Below are 25,311 nucleotides of genomic sequence, written 5' to 3'. Positions count from 1 at the left end.
AAAGACAGGTTTGTATTATGACTGCATCCATTACTCAGGCCAAGGGTGCCGCGCCGAAACGCGCCGCCGCAAAGCCAAAGCGCTCGAAGGCATTCAAGCGCGAGAACCGAACCGGCTGGGCGTTCATGGCGCCGTTCGCAATCTTGTTCGCCTTCGTGTTCCTCCTGCCCATCATCTGGGCCGTCTATTCCAGCTTCTTCCGTCAGGTCAGCCAAGGCGGCGGCCTCTATGGCGGCGGCGAACTGGTCAACGAGTTCGTCGGATTCCAGAACTTCCAATACGTCATCACTTCCGGCAAATTCTGGACTGGTGTCGGCCATGTGCTGCTCTACACCGTCATCCAGGTGCCGATCATGATCATCGCCGCCCTTGCGCTGGCTATGGTCATCGATTCGTTTGTCGTCAAGCACGTTACCGGTTTCCGTCTGGGCTACTTCCTGCCCTACGCCATCCCCGGCGTCGTCGCCTCCATCATCTGGGTCTACCTGTACAACGGTCAGATTTCCCCAATCGTCAAGGGTCTGGAGTCCATCGGCATCCATGTCGACTTCTTTGCCAACAACGTTGTCCTCGGTTCCATGGCCAACATCACGACCTGGACGTTCACCGGTTACAACATGCTGATCTTCCTCGCCGCGCTGCAGGCCATCCCGCACGACCTGTATGAGGCCGCCCGCATCGATGGTGCCAACGGCTTCCAGGTCGCCATGAAGATCAAGCTGCCGAACGTGCGTGGCGCGGCGCTGCTCGCCATGCTGCTGTCCATCGTCGGCACCATCCAGCTGTTCAACGAGCCGCAGATCATGTCCACCGCGGATCCGGGCATCTCCAAGGCGTACACGCCGATGATGATGGCCATGAATACTTCGCAGGGAACGCTTACCCCGTCAGGTGACGGCCCCGCATCAGCCATCGCCATCGTCATGGCACTGATCGCAGGTCTGCTTGCCGTCGTGTACACCCTTGCTGAAAGGAAGGTGAACGAGTAATGAGCTCTGCAACCGCTGAAGCGCGCGCGAACAAGAAGCGCGAACGTCGTTTGGAGAAGCAGCGCGAGGCTGCACAGCACGATCTGCCCCGTTCCATGAGGCCGTCGCCTGCAGTCAAGACACTTACGGTCATCGTACTGGTGTTGGCGCTGATCTACTTCCTGTTCCCGATTTACTGGGCCATCATTGCGTCCACCAAGACGCCCTCCCAGATGACCAGCGGCAATGGCCTGTGGTTCTCCGTGTCGCTCGACCAGATCCCCAACGCCGTGGCCACCAACTACTCCAAGCTGCTCGGCTGGACCCGTGGCAACTTCTGGCGCTGGGTGCTGAACTCGCTGATCTACTCGGGCGTCTCCGCACTCATCGGCACCATCGTGTCCGTCATGGCTGGCTACGCCACCGCGAAGTTCAACTTCCGCGGCAAGAACGTCGCCATCGGCATCATCATGGCCTGCATGCTGATGCCTGCCGCCCTGCTCACCATCCCCCAGTACTCGATCTTCCACGCTCTGAAGCTGACCAACACGATGGCGTCCATCATCATCCCGTGCTGTGTCTCGCCGTTCGGCTTCTTCCTGGGCCGTACGTACGCCCAGAGCTCTGTGCCTGATGAACTGCTTGAAGCCGCCCGCATCGACGGCGCGAGCGAAGCCAGGATTTTCTTCACCATCGTGCTGCGACTTCTCGCCCCGGCAATGGTGACGATCTTCCTGTTCCTGTTCGTCGCCACGTGGAACAACTTCCTGCTGCCGTTGATGATGGTGTCCTCCGACACCCTCAAGCCGGTGACCCTGGGTCTGTACGGTATGGTGTCGTTGGCCACATTCACCGATCGCGGCGCCCTGATGATGGGCGCACTGCTCGGCGTGCTGCCGGTGATCGTGATCTTCCTCGGTCTCCAGCGCTACTGGCAGTCCGGCCTGGCCGCCGGCGCCGTCAAGGGCTGATGTTTTCTCCCGCCATGTGCGGGAGAAAACCACGAACCGCCGCCCGGCATGATGTGTCACTGAGTGCCGGGCGGTACGGCCATCACCTCGATCAGTGACACGATTACCATCGTCCAGCGTCATCGTAGGCGTCAAGGATTTGCGCAGTCAGGATCCAGCGGGCCTGCGATGATGCCGGCCATTTCATCGGCCTTCGTGATTTCATCACCCATATATCTTTCCCCGATGACTGTTCCCAAGAAGGAGAACCCATGACCAGCACTGGCCGCTTCACATTGCCCAGTGAAGAGAACTTCGCTGAAAAAACCAAGGAACTTGCCGAATTGTGGGGCGCTGATGCCATCCGTAATTCCGATGGCACACACCTTGACGAGTCCGTGCTCGCACTCGGCAAGAAGATCTACAGCGCCTACTTCCCGACCCGTGCACACAACGAGTGGATCACGCTGCACATGGACGAGACCCCGCAGGTGTACCTGCTCACCGGGCGCGTCCTGGCGGAAGCGGACATCGTGGATGTTCCCCTGATGGACGGCTTCTTCGAGGAGCAGCTCAAGCCGAACCGTGATGCCGACCCGCACAAGTACTGGGAAGTCGTGGACCGCACCACCAATGAGGTCGTGGATGCCTCCCTGTGGACGCTTGATGAGGACACCGATACCGTGCATGTCTCCGGCGCGACGCCGATGCACGAGTACACGGTCTCGTTCCTCGCGTACATCATCTGGGATCCGGTCGAGATGTACAACCACCTGACGAACGGGTGGGGCGACAAGGAGCACGAGATTCCGTTCGATATCTACCACCCGGCGACGCGCAAGTTCGTGTTCGACACGTTCGAGCAGTGGCTCAAGGACAACCCGCAGGTGGATGTCGTGCGTTTCACGACGTTCTTCTACCAGTTCACGCTGCTGTTCGACCAGAAGCAGCGCGAGAAGGTCGTGGATTGGTTCGGATGCGCCTGCACCGTGAGCCCGGCCGCGCTCGACGACTTCGAGAAGGAGTACGGCTACCGCCTGCGCCCCGAAGACTTCGTAGATGGCGGCGCCTATAACTCCGCGTGGCGCGTGCCGCGCAAGGCCCAACGCGACTGGATCGACTTCCTCTCCGGTTTCGTTCGCGCCAATGTCAAGAAGCTCGCCGACATGTCCCACGAGGCCGGCAAGGAAGCGATGATGTTCCTGGGTGACCAGTGGATCGGTACCGAGCCGTACAAGGATGGTTTCGAGGATCTGGGTCTGGATGCTGTCGTCGGTTCGATCGGTGACGGCACCACGACCCGCATGATCGCGGACATCCCGGGCGTGAAGTACACGGAGGGTCGTTTCCTGCCGTACTTCTTCCCCGACACGTTCTACGAGGGCAACGATCCGAGCATCGAAGGTCTCGACAACTGGCGTAAAGCGCGTCGTGCCATCCTGCGTTCCCCGATTTCGCGTATGGGCTACGGCGGATACCTGTCGCTGGCCGCGAAGTTCCCGAAGTTCGTCGATACCGTCACCCACATCGCCGACGAGTTCCGCGACATCCATGACCGTACCGGTGGAGTCGCCGCCGAAGGCGAGCTCAACGTGGCGATTCTGAACTCGTGGGGCAAGATGCGTTCGTGGATGGCGTTCACGGTCGCCCACGCGCTGCCGAACAAGCAGACGTATTCGTATTACGGCATTCTGGAGTCGCTGTCGGGCATGCGCGTGAACGTGCGGTTCATCAGCTTCGATGACGTGCTGGAGCATGGCGTCGCCGACGACATCGACGTGATCATCAACGGTGGCCCGGTCGACACCGCGTTCACCGGTGGAGACGTGTGGAAGAACCCGAAGCTGACCGAGACCCTGCGCGCCTGGGTGCGCGGCGGCGGAGCATTCGTCGGCGTCGGAGAGCCCAGTTCGCTGGCCCGTTTCCAGGCTGGTCGTTTCTTCCAGCTGGCCGACGTGCTGGGCGTGGACGAGGAACGCTACCAGACGCTGTCGGTGGACAAGTACTTCCCAACCGTCACGCCGGAGCACTTCATCACCGCCGACGTGCATGTCGATCCCGCCGCCCGCGAAGCGTGGGAGAAGGCCGGATACCGCATCCCGCTGTCGGGCTGCGGCGGTGGCCAGGGCATCAAGCCGCTTGGCGGCATCGACTTCGGCGAGCCGGTCGCGAACACGTTCCCGGTCAACGAGGACGTGACGCTGCTGCGCGCCGACGGTGGTCAGGTGCAGCTCGCGGTCAACGAGTACGGCAAGGGCCGCGGCGTATACATCTCCGGTCTGCCCTACTCGGCCGCGAACGCCCGTCTGCTGGAGCGTGCCCTGTTCTGGGCCTCCCACAACGAGGACAAGTACACGGCATACAGCTCCACCAACCCCGAGTGCGAGGTCGCGGTGTTCCCCGATGCCGGCCAGTACTGCGTGATCAACAACACCGACCGTCCGCAGTCCACGGATGTGGCTCTGCCTGACGGTTCGGTCGAGCATTTCGACCTCGACCAGAGCGCCATCGCTTGGCGCAACCTCTGATCTGTGCAGTCCCCGTCCGTCCCGCGGCATGATGCGGGACGGACGGGGACAGATGGATCGGACAGCAAGACTTGAGGATCAGGGCTTCCGTGCTTTCCTTCTCCTTCCTCCGGAGGCCCTGGCACTCAGACCCATCGGTGGGGCAAGGCATGACGATATGCCTTGCCCCACATATTCGTCAAGGATGTGCGAACCGCGCATATCCGCTGTTACGTAAGGACACAACACATGACAGTGCAGGATACAGCACAGCAGACACCTGCCGACCGCTTCCGCGTCGGCATCGACATCGGCGGCACCAAGATCGAGGCCGTTCTCGTCGATCCGCAGGATAATGTTCGCAACGACGTGCGCATTCCCGCACGACGCGGCAACGCGCAGGTCATCGACGACGTCGTATCGATCACCCATGAGGTGGCCGGTGATCTGTTCGATCAGGTCGCCACGGTCGGCATCGGCATCCCCGGACAGGTCAATCCAGAAACCGGTCGTGTCGACAACGTCGTCAACCTCGACATCGATACGCTGGAGCTTGGTACCGAAGCGGGCAAGCGCCTCGGTATTCCCGTGCACGTCGAGAACGACGTCAATGCGGCCGCGGTCGGCGCCGCGCGTATGGTCGGCGGATCCCACCCCGAAGGAACCATCGTGTTCCTCAACTTCGGCACCGGACTCGCCGCGGGCATCGTCGTCGACGGCGTCGTCCAGCACGGTTTCAGCGGCGCCGCCGGCGAGATCGGCCATATCCCGATCGACCCGAACCGCTTCCCGTGCCCCTGCGGGCAGAGCGGCTGTCTTGAGACCGTGTGCTCCGGTGCGTCGGTCGGCCGTCACTGGCCGGTCGAAGGCAAGCCTCCGATGCCGGATCTCATCGAGTGCGCCCGTCGCGGCGAGCCTGACGCCCAGCGCATACTCGTCATGGTCACCCACGCCATCGTCGACGCCGTGCAGATCGTCGCACAATCCTATGACCCGCGCATGATTATCTTCGGCGGTGGCATGGCGAAGACCGGCCAGCCGCTCATCGACGTCACCCTGGACGAACTGCGCGTGCGCGAGCGCACCTGCCCGTTCCTGACGGGCCTGCATCTCGGCGAACGCATCAAGCTTGCGCAACTCGACCAGCCGGTCGGAGCGCTGGGCGCCGCGTGGGCCGCGCCGGAGGCCTGATAGGCACACCGGTACCGGCGACGGAGTTTCCAAAACCACCCGGGCCGCACGGCCGGATGTGAGCAGAACATGAATCGAGGGCCGCTCCCTGAACGGGGGAGCGGCCCTCGATTCATATCGCAAGGACCTTTCGGTGGTTCTCTCAGTGACCGTTCTCGATGTAATGATGAACCACGTCGATGGCGGATCCGCGCAGCGCGATATCCGAACCCACCTGGCACCGTCGCACGGAGGTATGCTTGTGGAACTTCGACGACGACACCATGTCCACACGGCGCTGCGTCGCCTCCAGGAATGCCGCGTTCACGATGTCCGGCGGGCCGTACACGCATATGTCGTTGATGTCGAGCAGGCCGATTGGCATGGCGAGCGCCGCGGCGAGCTGCTCGCCGCAGGATCGGATGATGTCCAGCTGCTCCTCGGGCGTCGACGCGCGGCGAATCCGCTCGCGAATCACCGGCGATGTGACCATCGTCTCCAGGCACCCGCGCTTGCCGCACGGGCACAACACCCCCGACTCCGGGTCGAGGGAGATATGCCCGATCTCGCCTCCGGCATGGTTCTGCCCGATCACAGTCACATCGTCGATCAGCGTCGCGGCACCGATGCCACGGTCGATCTTGATGAACAGCATGCTCTTGTCGCCATGCCCGAAGAATCGCTCCGCGAGCATGGAGCAGACGACGTCGTTGCTGATGGTGACGGGGAATCCGAAACGACGTTCCAGCATGCCTCTCAGATCAAGGTCCCGCCATCCCAACACCGTCGATTCGCGAATGACACCGTCCTCGACGACACCAGTCGCCGCTATGCCGATGCCGATGATCGTGTCGGCGTCGATGTCGGTGCGCAGCTGGTCGACCAGCTGCACGATCATGTCCGCGTTGATGTCGTTATCCGGTCCGAGCGCCATTTCCATGCGCTGCTGTGGCGTGCCCAGCAGGTCGGTCACGGCTCCCTGCACCAGATGCTCCTGGGACAGGTCGACGCTGATGATGTGCAGACGCGACGTGTCGATGCTCAGCAGCGTGCCGCGCTTGCCCTTGCCGGAGGCGTTGACGTCGAAACCGCTCTCGCAGATCAGCCCTTCGTCGAGCATGCTGTTGGCGACTCCCGATATCGCCACGCGCGAGAGTCCGGTCTGCCGCCCGAGGTCGGCGCGGGATAGCTGCCCGTTCGGGAACAGCAGCCCGAACACCAGGGAACGGTTGTTGCGGCGCACGTCGGCGGGACTTGCCTTCGTCGTCTTGCCGGGCGTGTGCAGGGGGAACGAGATGGTGTTGGCGTACGAGGTCATTGGTTCAGTCGTTTCTTGTCAGAGCGCTCATGATTCGGATCATGCGAGCTGCGGTGTGGTCATGTTCAAATCCACAGTCTTTATATTATAGCAATAGAAAAGGGGATTCAGGAACTATAAACGCCGAAGAATGGCGGTTTGTCATTTATGTAACTATAATTAACAAATAACGGTGCGTATGCGCCAACAGCTGCTGCGTCGCAGTGGCACAGCAGCTTCAGATAGGGGGTCGTTGTGGCGGTGAAGACCGGCGGCAACCTGCGGCACAACAAGGAAAAGAGGGTTCCACATGACTGACATTGATCCGAAACTGGCGGCCATCGTCGATCAGTTCGCCATCGACGGCGACGTCAAGGGCATCACCGCATACGGTGACGGCCACATCAACGTCACCTTCCTGATCAACACGGATCAGCACCGGTACATCCTGCAGAAGATGAACACGGACATCTTCCCGGACACCGTGCACCTGATGCGCAACATCGAACTCGTCACCGCCTACCTGCGCTCCAAGAACCAGGAGACGCTCGACATCGTCCCCACCAAGGACGGCGCGAGCTACATCGAAAACGAGGAGGTGGACGGCGCCTGGAGGATATACAAGTTCATCGAAGGCACCATCTCCTACAACCTCGTCCCCAACGCCGACGTGTTCCGCGAGTCCGGCGCCGCGTTCGGCGAGTTCCAGAACTTCCTGGCCGGCTTCGACGCCTCCCAGCTGACCGAGACCATCGCCCACTTCCACGACACGCCGAGCCGCTTCCGCGACTTCAAGGCTGCGCTGGAAGCCGACAAGATGGGCCGCGCCGAAACCTGCAAGCCGGAGGTCGACTTCTTCCTCGCCCACGAAGACCAGTACTCCCGCATCATGGACGGGCTGGCCGACGGCTCCGTTCCGCTGCGCGTCACCCACAACGACACCAAACTCAACAACATCCTGATGGACGCGAAGACCGGCAAGGCCCGTGCCATCATCGACCTCGACACCATCATGCCGGGTTCCATGCTGTTCGACTTCGGCGATTCCATCCGCTTCGGCGCGTCCACCGCGCTTGAGGACGAGAAGGATCTCGACAAGGTCCACTTCAGCACCGAACTGTTCCGCGCCTACGCGGAGGGCTTCGTCGGCAAGGTGCGCGACAGCATCACCGACAAGGAGGCCGAGCTGCTCGCGTTCGCCGGCAACATGATGACGATGGAATGCGGCATGCGCTTCCTCGCCGACTACCTCGCCGGTGACACGTACTTCGCCACCAAGTACCCCGAGCACAACCTCGTGCGCGCTCGCACCCAGATCAAGCTCGTGCAGGAGATGGAGCAGAAGGCCGACGAGATTCGCGCCATCGTCGACGACGTCATGGAAAGGACCGCCCGCTGATGACCACGGAAGAGAAGAAGGACGACTGCGCCTGCGGCGGACTCGATGCCGTCTACGCGAGCATCGACGCGCTCGTCGACTTCGCGCGCAAGCGGCTTGAACTCGACCCGCGCGACGCCGACTGGACGCGCAACCGCATCTTCGAGCTGTTCTCGCTCGACTCGTACCGTCCTACCGACGCGACCAGCGACGACACGCTGCCAGACGACCTGCTGACGCGGTTCCGCGCCGCGGCCGTCGCGGCGGGGCTGTTCGACGCCGACGAAGGACCCGTGTACGCGGACATCGTGATGGGCATGCTCTCCGGCACGCCGTCCGCCGTGCAGGACCGGTTCGAGGCAGTGGAACGCGAACATGGCGGCATGGAGGCCATGCGCTGGTTCTACGACTACTGCGTCGCCAACAACTATGTCAAGAAGGGCGTGCTCGACAAGAACCCGCGCTTCGACTCCCACGGCCTGGTCATCACCATCAACCTCGCCAAGCCCGAATTCAAGAACATGAAGAAGGCCGCCGCGGGCAACTCGGTGGCCGGCGGATACCCCGCATGCACGATCTGCCATGAGAACGAGGGCTTCGCGGGGCGCAACAAGCGCACGCTGCGCACCATCCCCGCCACGCTCGGCGACGAACCGTGGTTCTGGCAGTTCTCCCCGTACGGGTACTTCTACCAGCACGGCATCTGCGTGAACGACGAGCACACGCCCATGCACGTGAGCCGCTCCACGTTCGGGCACCTGCTTGACTTCGTCGACCGGTTCCCCGGATACTTCCTCGGGTGCAACGCCGCGCTGCCGCGCATCGGCGGCTCCGTGCTCGCCCACGACCATTACCAGGGCGGCGGCGAACTGCTGCCGATGCACAAGGCGGCCGCCTGGGCGACGATGACGCTGCCGGAATACCCGGACGCGACCATCGAGATCCTCGACTGGCCCGGCACCGCCGTGCGCGTGGTCGCCAAATCGCGCGACACGATCATCGAGGTGTGCGACAAGATCCGCGAAGGCTGGATCAACTACTCCAACCCCGAGCTGGACATCATCTGCGAAGGCGAGGACGGCAAGCGCTCCGCGGTGTCGCCCAGCGCGATCATCACCGAGCGCGGCTACGAAATGAGCCTGATCTTCCGCAACAACTCGGTCAGCGAGGAACTGCCGGAAGGCATCTTCCATGCGCATCCCGAGTTCTGGCCGGTCAAGCAGGAGCCCATCGGCCTGATCGAGGCGCAGGGGCTGTTCATCCTGCCCGGCCGTCTCATCAACCAGCTCGGCCTGATCGAGGACGCCCTCGCCGAGGGCAATCCGCTGCCGGAAGAGGTCGGCGAGTTCACGCTCGAATGGGACGAACTCACCGCGACACTGAACGGCGAACGCGACCGCGACGCCATCCACGCCGCGGTGCAGGACGAACTCGGCAGCGTATGCGAGCGCATCCTGGGCAACACGGCCGTGTTCAAGCACAAGGAACTCACCCGGGACTTCATGGAAGGCCTCGGATTCCATACTCAGCATTAGAATGACTGTTGGAGTCATCCACAGTTGTTTTTCAAGGAGGAACACATGACTACCATTCTGGTAACGGGCGGCGCGGGCTACATCGGTACGCACACCGATGTCGAGCTGCTGAACAAGGGGTACGACGTTGTCTGCGTGGACAACTACAGCAACTCGTCGCCCAAGGCGCTCGATCGCGTCGAGGAGATCACCGGCAAGACCGTCAAGCGCTACGAGGGCGATGTCCGCGATGAGGCGCTGATGGACCGCATCTTCACCGAGAACGACATCGACTGGGTGATTCATTTCGCCTCGCTCAAGTCCGTCGGCGAGTCGGTCGCCAAGCCGATCGAATACTACGACAACAACCTCAACAGCACCATCGTGCTGCTCAAGGCCATGCGCGCCCACGACGTCAAGAAGGTCATCTTCTCGTCGTCCGCCACCGTCTATGGCACGCCCAAGGAGCTGCCGCTGACTGAGGAGAGCCAGACCGGCGGCACCACGAACCCGTACGGCACGACCAAATTCTTCGAGGAGCAGATCCTGCGCGACGTGCACGTCGCCGACGACTCCTGGACCGTCGTCATCCTGCGCTACTTCAACCCGGTCGGCGCCCACGAGTCCGGCCTGATCGGCGAGGATCCGAAGGGCATCCCGGCAAACCTGACCCCCTACATCGCCAAGGTTGCACTCGGCGAGCTCAAGGAGGTTCAGGTGTTCGGTGACGACTACGACACGCCCGACGGAACCGGCGTGCGCGACTACATCCACGTTGTCGATCTGGCCAAGGGCCACGTCGCCGTCATCGACAAGGTCGAGGGCCCCGGCGTGTTCACCTACAACCTGGGTACCGGTCACGGATACTCGGTACTTGAGGTCATCAAGGCGTACGAGAAGGCTGCCGGCCACGCGATTCCGTTCGCGATCAAGCCGCGTCGCCCCGGCGACATCGCCGCCTGCTACGCCGACTCCTCCAAGGCCGAGCGTGAACTCGGCTGGAAGGCCGAGCTCGGCATCGACGACATGGCTGCGTCGTCGATGAATTGGCAGACCAAGAACCCGAGCGGTTACCGCGACGCCGAGTGACATCGGCCCGTGCGATCGGCCGATCGGCGTGATTTGATCGTCTGGCCGTCTTACGAATGATGCCCGGTGGCTCCTGAGATTCAGGAACCACCGGGCATCATTCGTTTTTTGCCGTTGATATTCGCCGGAACGTTGGCAAGGTCATGGGTCAAGTCGCGTTTGCGTGCTTAAGTGCGCGTCGGAACGACGAGTGCGCGAACATAGGAACGCAAAACCGGTGGTTTGCGTGCTTAAGTGCGCACGGTCGTCGTTCCGGCGCGCACTTAAGCACGCAAAAGGGTGCGGACAGGCCCGATATGTGTGGTGTTCGTTCAGTGGATTGCCGTGAAGTGATGCGTGTGTCGGCAAGGCGTACCGAAGGAAGCGGTACGAGGGTACCGCGACTGAGGAACAACGCAGCCGACACTCCATCACTCCTCGGCAACGAGGTCGAGATATGAATCGTTCCACAGATCCTCGTCCCCGTCGGGCATCAGCAGGACGCGTTCGGGGTTCAGGGCCTGGACTGCGCCCTCGTCGTGGGTGACGAGGACGATGGCGCCTTCGTATTTGGCGATGGCCTTGAGGATTTCGTCGCGGGAGGCGGGGTCGAGGTTGTTGGTGGGCTCGTCGAGGAGGAGGACGTTGGCGCGGGAGGTGACGAGCGTGGCGAGGGCGAGACGGGTCTTTTCGCCGCCGGAGAGGACCCGGGCGGGTTTGAAGGCGTCGTCGCCGGAGAAGAGGAAGGAGCCGAGGATGGAACGAGCCTGAGTGTCGTTGAGCTCAGGGGCGACGTGGGTGAGGTTCTCAAGCACGGTGGCGTTGAGATCGAGGGTGTCGTGCTCCTGGGCGAAGTAGCCGATCTTGCAGCCGTGGCCGTATTCGACGACGCCGGTGTCGGGGTCTTCGATGTGGGCGAGCAGGCGCAGGGTGGTGGTTTTTCCGGCGCCGTTGTAGCCGAGGATGACGACGCGGGAGCCTTTGTCGACGGCGAGGTTGACGCCGGCGAAGACGATGTTGGAGCCGTATGCCTTGGAGATGTCCTTGGCCATGATGGGGGTGCGGCCGCAGGGTGCCGGTTCGGGGAAGCGGATGTCGGCGACCTTGTCCTGCTTCTGGGCATCGGAGGTCTCGGACAGGAGCCGTTCGGCGCGGCGCATCATGTTCTGGGCGGCGACGGCCTTGGTGGCTTTGGCGTGCAGGCGGATGCCCTGCTTCATGAGCCGGTCGGCTTTTTTCTCGGCGACCTCGCGTTCGCGGCGACGACGCTCCTCGTCGACGACGCGCTGGTGGAGGTAGGCTTTCCAGCCGAGGGAGTACATGTCGATCTGGCCGGTCTGCGCGTCGAGATGCCAGACCTTGTTGACGACTTCGTCGAGCAGCTCGGTGGAGTGGGAGATGACGAGGAATCCGCCTTCGTATTTCTTGAGGAATCCGCGCAGCCATTCGATGGAGTCGGCGTCCAAGTGGTTGGTGGGCTCGTCGAGAATGAGGGTGTCGGCATCGGAGAAAAGGATGCGGGCGAGTTCGATGCGGCGGCGTTGGCCACCGGAGAGGGTGCCGAGGGGACGCTGCATGACGTCCTGGGGGAGGCCGAGGCTGTCGGCCATGGCGATGGCCTCGGATTGTGCGGCATAGCCGCCGGCCTTGTCGAAGTCCTGCATGGCTTTGTCGTACCGGTTCATGGCTTTGGTCATGATGTCCGGGTCCGGGTTGGTCATGTCTTTTTCGGCTTTGCGGATGCGGCTGATGATGGAGGCGATGTCGCGTGCGCTCATCATGCGGTCGAGCGCGGTCTGCTCCTGGTCGGCGGCATGCGTGTCCTGGGGGAGGTAGCCGAGCTTGCCGGATACGCGCACCTTGCCGCTGGTGGGGAGCATGTCGCCGGTGATGACGCGGGTGAGTGTGGTTTTGCCGGCACCGTTGCGACCGACCAGACCGATCTTGTCGCCTTTGGCGACGTGGAAATCGGTGGGATGGAGCAAGGTGCGCGCGCCGATCTGAATCTCAAGTCCCTGCGCCTCAATAGCCATGTGTCCCGCTCGTCTTTCTGTTGTTGTCCGTATTCGTTGAAGTCCAACCGTCCATCATAGCGAACACGTGCCGACTGGCGGTCAGGGTACTGACTCAGGGGTGTCTCGGGGTTGTCATCCCCGCGGATCATAAGCCGTTTCGTCCCCGTGGTCGATGGCCGGGAAACCTTACGAATCCTAATGTTTATGGTGATGTTGCGATGACGGCAGACCAGTGAAGGAGCGACAGGCATGGAACGGATGATGACGGGAGACGGGCGCGTTCGGACGTTCGCCGAGTGCCGGAACAGAAGGAACCGCAGGACGCTGCTGCGCGTGTCAGTCGTGCTGGGCGTCCTGCTCGCCGCCATACTGGCGCTGCTGTTCTGCCTGGGGCGTTTCGCGGGCCGGGGACCGTTTGCGCCCGGCGCCGCGCAGGCGAAATACTCTCCGTCGAGCTGGAGTCTGATTGTCGTCAACCGGTGGAACAGGATTCCCGACGACTATCCGGCACCGAAACTGACCAGGCTCAGCAACGGCGAGAGCGTGGATTCGCGCATCTATCCCGATCTGCAGCGCATGTTCGATGACATGCGTGCCGCGGGGCTTCACCCGGAGGTCACGTCGGCGTACCGTACGGAGGCCGTGCAGCGGCAGCTGCTGGACGAGAAGATATTCCTGTATCAGAACGAGGGCGCGTCGAAGGAGGAGGCGAGAAGACAGGCGTCGCAATGGGTGGCCGAGCCGGGGACCAGCGAGCACGAGCTGGGCCTGGCGGTGGACATCAACGCGAGCGGGGCCACCGGCACCAAGGACAGCGTCAACGAGCACCAGTGGCTTGCAGACAACGCGTGGCGGTACGGATTCATCCTGCGCTATCCGCGAGGGAAGACCGACGTGACCGGCAACGCGTATGAATCATGGCATTACCGGTATGTGGGAGCCGAGGCGGCGAAGGCGATGCATGAGTCCGGCCAGACGCTTGAGGAGTACGCGAAGTAGCTGGACGGGCCGTTGCCGCAGTATCAATCTATGCCGACGCGATGGTGATGGTGGCGCGGAACGATTGCTCGTCCGGCCTGTCCAATTCCAGCGTCGCGCCCATGGCCTCGCATGCGGCGTCGGCGATCGACAGGCCTAGGCCGACGCCGGGCTCGGCGCTGATGCGTGAGTGTTCGCCGCGGTGGAACGGCTGCTTCAGATTCATCAGATCGTCCGGCAGCGTTTCGTCGGTGCTGTTGGTGATGGTCACGATGATGGCGCAGTGCTCCTGCCTCGCGGCGATGTCGAGTGTGCCCGAGCTGATGTTGTGCATGATGGCGTTACGCAGCAGGTTGCCGATGGCCAAGTCCATCAGCGATTTGCTGGCCTGGACCTGCACGTCGCTTGCGACATCGCGCGTGGTGACGAGGATGTTGCGCTTATCGGCCTGCTCCTCCACCTCGGCCAGCTCGTCGTCGATGAAATCGGCGAGCTGCAGGGCGGTGACGTCCTCGGCATCGATGACGCCGCTCTGGATGCGCGAGAGCGTGAGCAGTGCCTGCACGAGGTCGCTGCCGCGACGGTTCGCGGCGAGCGCCCGCCTGATGGCGGGCTCCACGTCGGCCGGGAAACGGCCTTGGGACAGTGGGGCGTCCAGATTGGTCGCGACAGCGGCGATGGGTGTTCGCAGCTCGTGGGAGGCGTTCGACACGAACCGACGCTCCGCTTCCGTGGCGTTTTGCAGTCGGCCGAGCATGCCGTTGATGGATTCGATGAGCTTGCCGATCTCGTCATCGCTGCCGTCGGGGGCGATGCGAGCGTCGAGATCGCCGGGCTTCAACGCCTCCACCTGCTTGCTGATCTTGGCCACGCGTTTGGACAGGCGAGAGCCGACGAGCCAGGACACGATGAGCGAGAGCACGGCGAAAATGATGAACGTGCCGATGGAGATGAACTGCATCATCGTGATGAAGGAGTCGGTCAGGGCGCTCGCCGTCTTGCCGATATGCGTCACCTCGATCTTGGTGACGGTGGACTCCGGGTCGGAGGTCTCGACGGTATCCTCCTGTACCGAGAGCATCGGGGAGCAGACGGCGGTGGCGGAGCTGCCGACGGCGTCCGGCGCATCCTCCAGATCGAGGTCGTAGCTGGTCTGGTTCTTGTCGAAGTACACCGTGATCAGTTCGCCGGTGTCCTTGTCGGTGCACATGACGATGTTGTTCTTCTGCTGCCGTGCCGCCTGTGAGACGATGATGTTCTGCGTGATGATGACGGTGGCCAGCATCGCCAGGGCGGCGATGGATATGGTGGCGATGAGCCGGCCTCGGAACGTCGACGGCCAGGGGAATCGGCGGCGACGGCGTGTATGGCCATTGCCGCCGGCGGTGTCTTTGGCGGCGGCAATGGCCGCGGCCGTGTCGGTGACCGGGGCCGCCTCCGAGGTTGCGTCTGAGTCTGTTGCGGCGTCTGCTGCGTGTGATGCGGTCATGACAGACGGTACCCCTTTCCTCTGGTGGAGGTGATGCCGTTGCCCTCGCCGAGTTTGCGTCGCAGCGAGTATACGGTGGTTTTGATGGCGTCCGTGAGGTCGGTGGCTGATGCGCCCGCCCACACGGTGTCGAACAGTTCCTCGGCGTTGACGTAGCTGCCGTCCGCCTTCATGATCTCCAGCAGCACGCCGTATTCCTTCGGCGACAGGTTGACGGGCTTGCCGTCACGGGTCACGGTGTGACGGACCGTGTCGAGGACGATGCCGTTGTGTGAGAATTCGGTGCCGGAGAAGTCGCCCTTACCGGCACGGCGTTGCAGCGCCCGTATGCGCGCGAGTAGCTCGGGATAGGCGAACGGCTTGATCAGGTAGTCGTCGGCGCCGAGTTCGAGACCGTTGATGCGGTCCCTGACCTGCGCTGCCGCGGTGAGCATCAGCACGGACACGGGGATGTCGTTCGAGGCGATCGTCTCCATCACCGCGTCGCCGGACATGATCGGCAGGTCGCGGTCGAGCAGCACGATGTCGATGGATTGCTCGGCGAGCATGCGCACCGCTTCCAGCCCGTTGTATGCGACGCGGGTCGCATACCCCTCGAACCGCAGCGCGTCGTCCAGCGCGGCGGCGAGGTCACGGTCATCTTCGACGATCAGTATGCGCATGGGAACCTCCTCGGATACGTAGGTTGCGTGAGAGCCAATCCGTTTCCATTATTGTCGCGGTTTTCAGAGCTGAGTGAGCATCCGGCGGCTGGTCATGGAACACTCAAACGTTATTAAGAGGATACGATGAAAGTTGTATAGGAACCATGGTCGGCATGCAATGAATGGTATCGTATTCCGCCATCGGAGTATGAAGGTGGGCACGGTCGCCCATCCGGCTTGTTCAACGGATCTCTTACTGGAAAGAAAACGCTTATGAGTGGTAAACGGTTGATGGGGGAGCTGACATGCGGCGTTGTGCTATGTGAGGGAATGTCGCGCCAAGGGATTCACCTTGGTCAAGGATCCCGCCCGTACCGGAAGGAGCGACAAGCCTGGCAAAGGCTCTGTCATCGTCGGCGACGAATGGGCGTTCTCGCAATACTTGGACTAGGAGGAGATGATACGCCGGATTAGTGCGATCTACGTGCGCACGAAATCAGGCAACGACGAAAGGATTCGCCGTATCCTCGCCCACGCGGCGAACATCGGCGGCTCCGGCGTGTAACGTCACCGCGTCGGCTGACCTGTCACAGGCGAGAAACACCGAGGACGACTCGCTAACGACGCTGGGCCTGATGATCGGCGTGATAGCGCTGATCGTGGGTGGCATGAGCATCGCCAACATGATGATCGTCACGGTCATGGAACGACGAGACGAAATCGGCTTGCGACGGGCACTGGGCGCTGCGCAGCGAATAGATGACGGCGCGTGCCGGATTCGTGCGTCGCCTTGCAGCGAATATTGTGGCATCGCACAACGAATACCCGTCAAATATGTGGAGTATTTCGTCAGCCGGACATGAAATGGCGGTATATTGAAACCATCATATTGGACTGACATAGAAAGAAGTTAGCCATGACATATCCGCAGCAGCCCGGCCCGCAGCAGCCGCAAGCCCCGCAGCAGCCCGCATATCAGGCGCCTTATGGTGCTCCTCAGGCTCCTCAGGCTCCGCAGCAGCCCGCCGGATACCAGTATCCGCAGGGGTACCCGCAGCAGCCGGGGTATCCCCAGCAGCCCGGCTACGCTCCCCAGCCGCAGGGGCCGAGCTTCCTCGACACGATGAACGTGCGCGCGGTCACCAAGATCTCCGCCATTCTCATGGTCGTGTTCATCGGCATCGAGACGTTCCTGTCGTTCCTCAGACTTGTCGATGCCGGCAACAACATGAGCGGATTCGGCTACAAGTTCCTCTTCGGCTCGACTCCGTGGCTCATGCTCACCGCAATCCTGGCGGTGTGGGTCATAGGTCTCAACGTCGTGCAGCACGGACCGCAGTGGTTCAAGATGGCCGCGTTCGTCGCCATGGTCGCGGCCGCCGGCCTGAGGGTGCTCGCGTGGCTCATCTACCTGTTCTCCGGCAATTCCGGATATTACGGCTACGGTTACTCGGACGGTGCCGCCACCGCGATTGCGTGGATTGGCTTCTTCGCGCTGCTCGGCCTGCTTGCTCAGGTGATTGTTCTGCTCGTCGGCTGGCTGCAGCAGCGGGTGTGAGGGCGTGTGCATGATCGTGTGACGGTCGCGGAACGGCCGTGATGCGGTTTCGCCGTGCAAAGCCGGATGGTCTGATGGCCGTCCGGCTTTTGCGTATTCGGGGGCGTCACGGATCGGACGGTGTATAGTCCATGTGTTTGAATATGGGACACGCCATCGAACTGATGTTCGACATTTGTCTTGAAGTCGGGTATTGTTGAGCATGATCTACCGTTGATGATGGGATGTGCGAGGAAAGGCGGGGTTGTGACTGGACGCAAGACGTCGAAATCGGGCGGCGGGGACGTCGTGATCGAACGTGTGATGAGCAGCGACACATTCCTGTCGCGCGAGATCCGCAAGGCGCCGATGCGCAAGACCGACTCCTCATTGGTGGCGGACATCTCACATATCCCGAACGATCTGAAGATCACCATCCAGGGTGCGCGTGAACACAATCTGAAGAACGTGGATCTCGCCGTGCCGCGCAACAGGATGGTCGTGTTCACCGGACTGTCCGGCTCCGGCAAGTCATCACTCGCGTTCGATACGCTGTTCGCGGAGGGGCAGCGCCGGTATGTGGAGTCGTTGTCCGCGTATGCGCGTCAGTTCCTCGGGCAAATGGACAAGCCGGATGTGGATTTCATCGAGGGATTGAGCCCTGCGGTGTCGATCGACCAGAAGACCACAAACCGCAATCCGCGTTCGACCGTGGGCACGATCACCGAGATTTATGACTATCTGCGACTGCTGTTCGCCCGCACAGGCGTACCGCATTGCCCCGAATGCGGCGAGCTGGTCAGCGCGCAGACCCCTCAGCAGATGGTGGACACGCTGCTGAAGAACCCGGAACGCACGAGATTCCAGATTCTCGCGCCCGTTGTACGCGGCCGCAAGGGGGAGTTCGCCGATCTTCTGGAGCTGCTGCGCGGCGACGGCTATGCCCGCGCGCTGATCGACGGTGAGGGGCGCCAGCTGTCCGACGACATCAAGCTCACCAAGCAGAAAAAGCACACCATCGAGGTCGTGGTGGATCGTCTGATGATCCGCGACGGCATCCGACAGCGGCTTACTGATTCGATCGAGACCGCGCTGCGGCTGTCCAAAGGTGTCATCGTCGCCGATTTCGTGGACTTGGACGAGAAGGACCCGAATCGGCGTCAGCCGTTCTCGGAGCACAGGGCCTGTCCGAACGGGCATCAGCTGCAGTTGGACGAGATCGAGCCCCGCACGTTCTCGTTCAATGCGCCATACGGGGCCTGCCCTGTGTGCGATGGCATCGGCTACAAGCTGGAGATCGACCCCGATCTGGTCATCGCCGATGATTCCAAGTCGCTGTCCGACGGCGTGATCGAGCCGTGGGGAGGCGGCAAGACCACGACCGAATACTACGGGCATGTGCTGCAGGGCCTGGCCGACGAACTCGGGTTCTCCATGGACACCCCATGGCGTGATTTGCCTGAGGACGTGCGGCATTCGATCCTGTACGGGCATGATTTCAAGGTCAACGTCTCATATCGCAACCGGTGGGGGCGGCTGCGCGAGTATTCGACCGGATTCGAGGGTGTCGTGCGCACGCTGATGCGCCGGTATCACGAGACCGACTCGGACCAGATGAAGCAGTACTACGAGTCGTACATGCGCGAGGTTCCCTGCCAGGCGTGCAATGGCAGGAGGCTGCGCCCCGAAGTGTTGGCGGTCACCGTAGACGGCGAATCCATCGCCGATGTATGCGACATGCCCGTCGAACGCGGGCTAGCGTGGATCAATGGGCTGAAACTGGAGGGAGCGGCGGCGACGATCGCCGGCGAAGTGGTCAAGGAGATCCGGGCCCGGCTGGGATTCCTCAACGATGTCGGCCTGAACTACCTGACGCTGTCGCGCGCGGCCAAGACGCTGTCCGGCGGCGAGGCCCAGCGCATCAGGCTTGCCACGCAGATCGGCTCCGGACTGGTCGGCGTCATGTACGTGCTCGACGAGCCATCGATCGGACTGCACCAGCGTGACAACGCGCGTCTCATCGAGACGCTGCACCATCTGCGCGACCTCGGCAACACGCTGATTGTCGTCGAACACGATCAGGAAACCATCGAGAGGGCGGATTGGGTGGTCGACATCGGCCCCGGTGCCGGCGAGCACGGCGGCGAGGTGATTTACTCCGGTCCGGCGAAGCGCCTCATCGAGGCGCCCCGGTCCGTCACCGGCGATTACATCGCCGGCCGACGGAGCATCGAGGTGCCGGCCGTGCGGCGCAAGCCGCATGCCACGAAGCGCCTTCGCGTGGTGGGGGCAAGGGAGAACAATCTGAAGAACATCACCGTCGATTTCCCCCTTGGCGTGATGACTGTGGTCACCGGCGTCTCCGGCTCCGGCAAATCGACCCTGGTGAACACGATCCTCTACCCGGTGCTCGCCGACAAGCTCAACGGCGCGCGCATCGTGCCGGGCAAGCACACGCGCGTCGAGGGCCTTGACCAGTGCGACAAGGTCATCCACGTCGACCAGAACCCGATCGGGCGCACTCCGCGCTCGAACCCGGCCACATACACCGGCGTGTGGGACAAGATCCGCACGCTGTTCGCTAAGACGCCGGAGGCGCAGGTGCGCGGTTACGGTCCGGGGCGGTTCTCGTTCAACGTCAAGGGCGGCCGCTGCGAGGCGTGCCACGGCGACGGCACGCTCAAGATCGAGATGAACTTCCTGCCCGACGTGTACGTCGAATGCGAGGAATGCCACGGCAAGCGGTACAACCGCGAAACCCTGGAGGTCAAATACAACGGCAAGACCGTCGCCGACGTGCTTGATATGCCGATCGAGGAGGCCGCCACGTTCTTCAAGGCGTACCCGTCGATCTCCCGCTACCTCGACACGCTCGTGCAGGTCGGACTGGGGTATATTCGCCTCGGGCAGCCCGCGCCCACGCTGTCCGGCGGAGAGTCGCAGCGCGTCAAGCTCGCCACCGAGCTGCAGCGCAGGTCCACCGGCAAGACAGTGTATATCCTCGACGAACCGACCACGGGCCTGCACTTCGAGGACGTGCGCAAACTGCTGCTCGTGCTGCAGGGACTGGTAGACAAAGGCAATACCGTGATCGTCATCGAGCACAATCTCGACGTGGTCAAGTCCGCCGACTGGATCATCGATTTGGGCCCGGAAGGAGGCGACGGCGGCGGCACGATTGTCACGCAGGGCACACCCGAACAGGTGGCGCAATGCGAAGCGTCCTGGACGGGCAAGTTCCTCAAGGACATGCTGTGACGAACGATATCGAGCGGCATTCACCCGAAGTGTGGAGAAAAGCGGCCGATTCGCTGCGCGGGGAGGCGGACGCTTCGGATGCGGTCGCCAAAGTGAACAGGAACGGGGCTCCGCTGCTGGGGGACACGCGCGACCTGTTCCGGCCGAAGACCGGAGATATCCCCGCCCAGCCCGGAGTCTACAAATGGCGGGACGGCGAAGGACGCGTGATCTACGTCGGCAAGGCGAAAAGCCTGCGCAACCGGTTGACCAACTACTTCCAGCCGCTGTATCTGCTGCATCCGCGCACGCAGACGATGGTGCTCACCGCACGTAGCCTCGAATGGACGGTCGTCGGCACCGAACTGGAGGCGCTCACTCTCGAATACACGTGGATCAAGGAGTTCGATCCCCGTTTCAACGTGCAGTTCCGCGACGACAAGACCTACCCGTATCTGGCGATATCGTCGGGGGAGGCCGTGCCTCGCGTATGGGTCACCCGCAGCCGCAAGAGAAGGGACGCCCGCTACTTCGGCCCCTACGCGAAGGTGTGGGAGCTGAGACAATCGTTGGACAAACTGCTGCGCACATTCCCGGTGCGTACCTGCACGACCAGCGTGTTCCACAAGGCCGAACTCACCGGGCGACCATGCCTGCTCGCGTCGATTGGCAAATGCTCGGCGCCATGCATCGGGAGAATCGCGCCCAAGGAGCACCGGCGCATGTGCGAGCAGCTGGTCGGCGTGATGACCGGTCGGCTCGGCAAGAGCTACATCGCCCAGCTGACGCGGGACATGAAGGACGCCAGCGCCGAACTCGAATTCGAGAAGGCCGCGCGGCTGCGCGACGAAATCCAGATGCTGCAGACCGTCATGCAGCAGAACGCGGTCGTGTTCGATCAGGACGTGGACGCCGACGTGTTCGGCATGGCATCCGACGAGCTTGAGGCGTCCGTGCACACCTTCATCGTGCGTGACGGCTCGATTCGCGGAGAACGCAACTGGAGCGTCGAACGCGTCGAGGACGTATCCGACGGCGAACTCATCGACGACCTGATCATGCAGGTGTATTCAGACGTGGCCGCCGACAACGGATTGAACGTCGATCCTCATGATGGAACGGCCCCTTCCATGGCCTCGCTCTCCGGGAACGGGGACGTGTCGGCGGCCGAAGGGGGAGCCTCCATCGTGGAGAGACGCGACGCCATCGGCAGCACGCAGACGGTGACGGCCAAGAGCAGCGTCGAGCGCGCGCAGGCGACACGCACGAGACGCGAACGGCAGGAACAGACCGGTCGCGCGGACCTGCTGGCGCCAATCGCCCCAGTGCCGCGCGAGGTCATCGTGCCGGTCGAGCCGGCACGCCGTGCAGAACTCGAATCATGGTTGAGCGGGCTGCGTGGCGCCGTGGTCACCATCCGCGTGGCAAGCCGCGGCGAGAAGAAGGCGCTGATGGACCGGGCGAACGAGAACGCCGGGCAGGCGCTGCAACGCAGCAAGATGAGCCGCATCAGCGACATGGGCACGCGCACCGCGGCCATGAACGACGTCGCGAAGGCACTCGGGCTCGCTCAGGCACCGCTGCGCATAGAATGCTACGACATTTCGAACACCGTGGGCGGGGCGTTCCAGGTCGCCTCGATGGTCGTGTTCGAGGACGCCATCGCCAAGAAATCCGAATACCGCAGATTCGCCATTCGCGGTGATGACGGCAAGGGTGCGCTCGACGATCTGAGCGCCCTTTACGAGACGCTGACGCGACGGTTCAGACACGGCAACATCGCCGGCGACTCCGGCGACAGCATGGACAACGAACGTCGTGCCGAATCGTCCGATACATCCGCATCCACGACGACGGCATCGTCTCCTGACGGCATACGGGACGCGGGAGTCGTCCAGCAGAACACGAACCGGCATCATTTCGCCTACATCCCGAATCTGGTCGTCGTCGACGGCGGCCATCCGCAGGTCATGGCCGCGGCGAAGGCTCTGGCCGATTGCGGCGTGAACGATGTGGCCGTCTGCGGTCTGGCGAAGCGACTCGAAGAGGTCTGGGTGCCGGACGACGAATACCCGATCATCCTCAAACGCCAGTCCGAAGGCATGTACCTGCTGCAGCGGGTGCGTGACGAGTCGCACCGCTTCGCCATCACCTACCATCGTCAGACGCGACGCAAAGGCGCGTTGCGCTCCGCGCTGGATGGCATTCCCGGCGTGGGGGAGACCTACCAGAAGCGCCTGCTGAGCCACTTCGGTTCAGTGCGTGCGATGCGTGACGCCAGCGTCGAGGAACTCGAAGCGGTCAAGGGCATAGGCCATGCCAAAGCCGAAGCCATCCACACCGCCCTTCACGCCGAATAACCGCACACCTCGTTCGCCCCGCTGGCGGTCTATGGACCCCGCCCCGTCAGCGGGGCGCCATGGACTCCGTCCCCGCTGGGGCGCGAAGTCCATATCCCGCCAGCGGAATTCATTGGTCTATGACGATTTTGTTAAGAACATTTACGGTACGATGGTGGCAGTGAATGATATAGGCAGTGAGCAAGGAGGGGTATGACCGTGATTGCACATCGTTGCGCCGTGCTCGGCAAGCCGATAGCCCATTCGTTGTCGCCGGTGCTGCACAATGCCGCATACAAGGCGCTCGGGCTGGATGACTGGGCGTACGAGCGGCACGAGGTCGGCGAAAGCGATCTCGACGGATTTCTCAAAGGGCTTGATCCGACCTGGCGCGGTCTGAGCCTGACCATGCCGCTCAAGAAAACCATTCAGCCCTATGGCACTCCGTCCAATATGTGGGCGCAGCGTCTCAAAGTCGCCAATACCGCGATTTTCGACTGGCCCGCCGAACCTGGCATCACCCCCGGTGCCACCCCCGACGGCGCCTCCGCAACGGGCTCGCTGCCGGCGATCCGCCTCTACAACACCGACGTCATGGGCATCGTGCTCGCCTTCGACCATGAGCTCAAGGCCCTCGGGGAGCCTGACCGTTGGAAGAGCGCAACCTCCGCCGCCGTCATCGGCAACGGCAACACCGCGGCCTCGGCCGTCGCCGCATGCACGGTCATGCTGAAGAACGGGCAGACGAACAAACGCATCACTGTGGCGGCGCGCCACCCGGGCAAGAACCGGCAGCTGCCGGACATCATCGGCGAGGGCGACGCCATCGCATACGAGGAGAAGACGATCGACGCATCGGCAGACACCCTGCGGGACGCGGACATCGTCATCAGCACGATTCCCGGCCACGCCGCCGACGCGGTCGCCGAAGCCATCGGGAACGACGACTCCTTCCGGCCACGTGGCATCCTGCTCGACGTGGTCTACGACCCCCGCCCCAGCGCATTGATCCGCGCATGGAGGGCCAAGGGAGGGCTGGCGATCGGCGGCGAGGAGATGCTGCTGTGGCAGGCCATCCTGCAGGTCATCCTCATGACCGGCGCGGACACGGCCGACAGCTCCCTGACGGATGTGCTGGAACCCGCGATGCGACATGCCCTTGAGGAGGCACTGTAATGAACGATCACGCAACCATGAGCCCGGCCGGCGCGCCCGTGCCGCCGGCGGGCGGGAACAGGCCGGAGCCCGCGGACGACTTCGAGGTCCTGCTCATCACGGGCATGTCCGGCGCCGGTCGCTCCCATGCCGCCGACTGCGTGGAGGACATGGGATGGTACGTCGTCGACAATCTGCCGCCGAAACTACTGGTCCCGCTGGTCGACATGATGACCAATGCCGGCAAGGACGGCGTGCACAAGCTCGCGGCCGTCATCGACGTGCGTTCGCGCGAGTATTTCGACGACCTGTCAGCCGTGCTCAGCCATCTCGACGACCTGGGGGTGCGCGCCCGCATCCTGTTCCTTGACGCCAGCGACGAAGTGCTCATCAAGCGGTACGAGTCGGTGCGCAGGCCCCATCCCCTGCAGCGTGGAAACCGTCTGATCGACGGCATCCTTGAGGAGCGCAGCCTGCTGGCCAACCTCAAGGAACGGGCCGACATGGTCATCGACACGTCCTCGCTGAGCATCCACCAGCTGTCGACCAAACTATACGAGGCGATGCTCGGCTCCGGCCCGTCCACGGTGGCCGTGCACATCTTCAGCTTCGGATTCAAATACGGGCTGCCGATGGACGCCGATTTCGTGGCGGACGTGCGGTTCCTGCCGAACCCATTCTGGGTGCCGACGCTGCGAGAGCTCAACGGGCAAGACAAGCCCGTCAGCGATTACGTGCTGTCAAGTCCGGGCGCGGGCGATTTCCTGGACGCATACGAGCGGGCCATCCTCGTGGCGTTGGAAGGCTACGCTCACGAGGACAAGCATTTCGTGACCATCGCCATCGGATGCACGGGCGGTCAGCATCGTTCCGTCGTCATGAGCGAGGAACTTGCGAGGCGGCTGCGCGCGCACGGCATATCCGTCACCGTATCGGCCCGCGAGCTGCACCGGGCGCGCGCATAGCGAGACCGTGCAGCCACTATGCAAACATTTCGTTTCCATAATCCGGCAGCATCGCGTATTCTTGTCCAAGTGATTAGGTATCACAGTAAGCCGGTGGCAG

18 protein-coding genes are annotated in these 25,311 nt (G+C 62.7%); 14 read left to right on the top strand and 4 right to left on the bottom strand.

Annotated elements, in window-relative coordinates:
• The first annotated feature begins 17 nt into the window (after positions 1-17).
• The 4 genes from MMB49_RS05225 to MMB49_RS05210 all read left to right on the top strand — a co-directional run bounded on the left by MMB49_RS05225 (position 18) and on the right by MMB49_RS05210 (position 5,616).
• Entirely contained in the window at positions 18-989 is a 972-nt protein-coding gene (locus MMB49_RS05225) for a carbohydrate ABC transporter permease (RefSeq protein WP_013363513.1), read from the top strand.
• Positions 989-1,939, top strand: a complete 951-nt coding sequence (locus tag MMB49_RS05220) for a carbohydrate ABC transporter permease (RefSeq protein WP_047272256.1) — start codon at positions 989-991, stop codon at positions 1,937-1,939. The genes MMB49_RS05225 and MMB49_RS05220 overlap by 1 nt, the downstream gene beginning before the upstream one ends.
• A 251-nt stretch (positions 1,940-2,190) precedes the next feature.
• A complete protein-coding gene (gene gnpA, locus MMB49_RS05215; RefSeq protein ID WP_047272254.1) occupies positions 2,191-4,446 on the top strand; it encodes a 1,3-beta-galactosyl-N-acetylhexosamine phosphorylase in 2,256 nt (751 codons plus the stop codon).
• Positions 4,447-4,674: 228 nt separating this feature from the next.
• Positions 4,675-5,616 carry an ROK family protein gene (locus MMB49_RS05210; protein WP_017143424.1) on the top strand — a complete coding sequence of 314 codons (942 nt, stop codon included), beginning with the start codon at positions 4,675-4,677 and terminating at the stop codon, positions 5,614-5,616.
• Positions 5,617-5,758: 142 nt separating this feature from the next.
• On the opposite strand, the gene MMB49_RS05205 is transcribed toward MMB49_RS05210, so the two are convergent.
• Entirely contained in the window at positions 5,759-6,913 is a 1,155-nt protein-coding gene (locus MMB49_RS05205) for an ROK family protein (protein WP_047272251.1), read from the bottom strand.
• 289 nt (positions 6,914-7,202) lie between these two features.
• Here MMB49_RS05205 and MMB49_RS05200 point away from each other — a divergent pair, with 289 nt between their 5' ends.
• From MMB49_RS05200 to galE, 3 genes are read left to right on the top strand one after another with little or no spacing between them, the layout of a single operon-like run.
• Positions 7,203-8,291 (top strand): phosphotransferase enzyme family protein, encoded by a 1,089-nt coding sequence (locus tag MMB49_RS05200; protein ID WP_003813305.1) that lies wholly within the window; start codon positions 7,203-7,205, stop codon positions 8,289-8,291.
• Complete coding sequence (locus MMB49_RS05195) at positions 8,291-9,805, top strand: UDP-glucose--hexose-1-phosphate uridylyltransferase (protein ID WP_047272249.1); 1,515 nt, start codon at positions 8,291-8,293, stop codon at positions 9,803-9,805. The genes MMB49_RS05200 and MMB49_RS05195 overlap by 1 nt, the downstream gene beginning before the upstream one ends.
• Before the next feature lie 45 nt (positions 9,806-9,850).
• Positions 9,851-10,873, top strand: a complete 1,023-nt coding sequence (gene galE / locus MMB49_RS05190; protein ID WP_003817513.1) for a UDP-glucose 4-epimerase GalE — start codon at positions 9,851-9,853, stop codon at positions 10,871-10,873.
• A 410-nt stretch (positions 10,874-11,283) separates the two neighbouring features.
• Here galE and MMB49_RS05185 read toward each other — a convergent pair whose 3' ends face one another.
• Positions 11,284-12,885, bottom strand: a complete 1,602-nt coding sequence (locus MMB49_RS05185) for an ABC-F family ATP-binding cassette domain-containing protein (RefSeq protein WP_003813299.1) — start codon at positions 12,883-12,885, stop codon at positions 11,284-11,286.
• Positions 12,886-13,116: 231 nt separating this feature from the next.
• Here MMB49_RS05185 and MMB49_RS05180 point away from each other — a divergent pair, with 231 nt between their 5' ends.
• Positions 13,117-13,866 (top strand): M15 family metallopeptidase, encoded by a 750-nt coding sequence (locus MMB49_RS05180; RefSeq protein WP_047272246.1) that lies wholly within the window; start codon positions 13,117-13,119, stop codon positions 13,864-13,866.
• A gap of 28 nt (positions 13,867-13,894) precedes the next feature.
• On the opposite strand, the gene MMB49_RS05175 is transcribed toward MMB49_RS05180, so the two are convergent.
• Both MMB49_RS05175 and MMB49_RS05170 read right to left on the bottom strand, forming a co-directional pair.
• Positions 13,895-15,334 carry a sensor histidine kinase gene (locus tag MMB49_RS05175; protein ID WP_047272244.1) on the bottom strand — a complete coding sequence of 480 codons (1,440 nt, stop codon included), beginning with the start codon at positions 15,332-15,334 and terminating at the stop codon, positions 13,895-13,897.
• Entirely contained in the window at positions 15,331-15,996 is a 666-nt protein-coding gene (locus tag MMB49_RS05170; protein WP_003813292.1) for a response regulator transcription factor, read from the bottom strand. The genes MMB49_RS05175 and MMB49_RS05170 overlap by 4 nt, the downstream gene beginning before the upstream one ends.
• 617 nt (positions 15,997-16,613) lie before the next feature.
• Between MMB49_RS05170 and MMB49_RS05165 the strand changes: the two genes are divergently transcribed.
• From MMB49_RS05165 to rapZ, 6 genes are all read left to right on the top strand, one after another.
• Positions 16,614-16,841 carry an ABC transporter permease gene (locus MMB49_RS05165; RefSeq protein WP_226800939.1) on the top strand — a complete coding sequence of 76 codons (228 nt, stop codon included), beginning with the start codon at positions 16,614-16,616 and terminating at the stop codon, positions 16,839-16,841.
• Between the two features lie 53 nt (positions 16,842-16,894).
• Positions 16,895-17,536 (top strand): hypothetical protein, encoded by a 642-nt coding sequence (locus tag MMB49_RS05160; RefSeq protein WP_013389956.1) that lies wholly within the window; start codon positions 16,895-16,897, stop codon positions 17,534-17,536.
• 303 nt (positions 17,537-17,839) lie between these two features.
• Positions 17,840-20,773, top strand: coding sequence for an excinuclease ABC subunit UvrA (uvrA, locus tag MMB49_RS05155; RefSeq protein ID WP_165442597.1), 2,934 nt, complete (start codon positions 17,840-17,842; stop codon positions 20,771-20,773).
• Positions 20,770-23,112, top strand: a complete 2,343-nt coding sequence (gene uvrC, locus MMB49_RS05150; protein WP_047272238.1) for an excinuclease ABC subunit UvrC — start codon at positions 20,770-20,772, stop codon at positions 23,110-23,112. The genes uvrA and uvrC overlap by 4 nt, the downstream gene beginning before the upstream one ends.
• Before the next feature lie 192 nt (positions 23,113-23,304).
• On the top strand, positions 23,305-24,267 hold the full coding sequence (locus MMB49_RS05145; protein ID WP_013389953.1) for a shikimate dehydrogenase family protein: 963 nt from the start codon (positions 23,305-23,307) through the stop codon (positions 24,265-24,267).
• Entirely contained in the window at positions 24,267-25,211 is a 945-nt protein-coding gene (gene rapZ / locus MMB49_RS05140; RefSeq protein ID WP_003813279.1) for an RNase adapter RapZ, read from the top strand. The genes MMB49_RS05145 and rapZ overlap by 1 nt, the downstream gene beginning before the upstream one ends.
• Positions 25,212-25,311 lie beyond the last annotated feature (100 nt).

The organism is Bifidobacterium sp. SKU, assembly GCF_026016405.1.
Lineage (GTDB): Bacteria > Actinomycetota > Actinomycetes > Actinomycetales > Bifidobacteriaceae > Bifidobacterium > Bifidobacterium bifidum.
This window is presented reverse-complemented; position numbering and strand designations above follow the sequence as displayed.

Bases quoted from the DNA above. Each gene is read 5' to 3' on its own strand.
- MMB49_RS05225 (WP_013363513.1), top strand. From the start codon at position 18: ATGACTGCATCCATTACTCAGGCCAAGGGTGCCGCGCCGAAACGCGCC.
- MMB49_RS05220 (WP_047272256.1), top strand. From the start codon at position 989: ATGAGCTCTGCAACCGCTGAAGCGCGCGCGAACAAGAAGCGCGAACGT.
- gnpA (WP_047272254.1), top strand. From the start codon at position 2,191: ATGACCAGCACTGGCCGCTTCACATTGCCCAGTGAAGAGAACTTCGCT.
- MMB49_RS05210 (WP_017143424.1), top strand. From the start codon at position 4,675: ATGACAGTGCAGGATACAGCACAGCAGACACCTGCCGACCGCTTCCGC.
- MMB49_RS05205 (WP_047272251.1), bottom strand. From the start codon at position 6,913: ATGACCTCGTACGCCAACACCATCTCGTTCCCCCTGCACACGCCCGGC.
- MMB49_RS05200 (WP_003813305.1), top strand. From the start codon at position 7,203: ATGACTGACATTGATCCGAAACTGGCGGCCATCGTCGATCAGTTCGCC.
- MMB49_RS05195 (WP_047272249.1), top strand. From the start codon at position 8,291: ATGACCACGGAAGAGAAGAAGGACGACTGCGCCTGCGGCGGACTCGAT.
- galE (WP_003817513.1), top strand. From the start codon at position 9,851: ATGACTACCATTCTGGTAACGGGCGGCGCGGGCTACATCGGTACGCAC.
- MMB49_RS05185 (WP_003813299.1), bottom strand. From the start codon at position 12,885: ATGGCTATTGAGGCGCAGGGACTTGAGATTCAGATCGGCGCGCGCACC.
- MMB49_RS05180 (WP_047272246.1), top strand. From the start codon at position 13,117: ATGGAACGGATGATGACGGGAGACGGGCGCGTTCGGACGTTCGCCGAG.
- MMB49_RS05175 (WP_047272244.1), bottom strand. From the start codon at position 15,334: ATGACCGCATCACACGCAGCAGACGCCGCAACAGACTCAGACGCAACC.
- MMB49_RS05170 (WP_003813292.1), bottom strand. From the start codon at position 15,996: ATGCGCATACTGATCGTCGAAGATGACCGTGACCTCGCCGCCGCGCTG.
- MMB49_RS05165 (WP_226800939.1), top strand. From the start codon at position 16,614: ATGATCGGCGTGATAGCGCTGATCGTGGGTGGCATGAGCATCGCCAAC.
- MMB49_RS05160 (WP_013389956.1), top strand. From the start codon at position 16,895: ATGACATATCCGCAGCAGCCCGGCCCGCAGCAGCCGCAAGCCCCGCAG.
- uvrA (WP_165442597.1), top strand. From the start codon at position 17,840: ATGAGCAGCGACACATTCCTGTCGCGCGAGATCCGCAAGGCGCCGATG.
- MMB49_RS05145 (WP_013389953.1), top strand. From the start codon at position 23,305: ATGACCGTGATTGCACATCGTTGCGCCGTGCTCGGCAAGCCGATAGCC.
- rapZ (WP_003813279.1), top strand. From the start codon at position 24,267: ATGAACGATCACGCAACCATGAGCCCGGCCGGCGCGCCCGTGCCGCCG.